The following is a 249-nucleotide window of genomic DNA, read 5'->3' on the forward strand; positions in this document are numbered from 1 at the left end:
TTGTCTCCGGCGCCTTTTCGGCGACCCGCGCCTGCGTCATCATGTAGGCGTAGAGCGCCTGAAGATCGGCTTCCTCGGCGGCCGCGAACGAGGTGTAGGGATGGGCGGGATAGAGGTGATGGCCGTCGCGGCTGACGCCCTCTCGCATGGCCCGTTCGAAGGCTGGATACGACCACGCGCCGATGCCGCTTTCAGTGTCCGGGGTGATGTTCGTGGCATAGACGGCGCCGAACGGCGTGTCGAAGCGCC

At 66.3% G+C, this 249-nt stretch carries 1 protein-coding gene; it reads right to left on the reverse strand.

Annotated elements, in window-relative coordinates; genetic code table 11:
- Window positions 1-249 (reverse strand): hypothetical protein (locus AF337_RS18890; RefSeq protein ID WP_152971138.1); only part of this gene is annotated, 249 nt, incomplete at both ends.

The organism is Rhizobium ecuadorense (assembly GCF_001187535.1).
Taxonomy (GTDB): domain Bacteria; phylum Pseudomonadota; class Alphaproteobacteria; order Rhizobiales; family Rhizobiaceae; genus Rhizobium; species Rhizobium ecuadorense.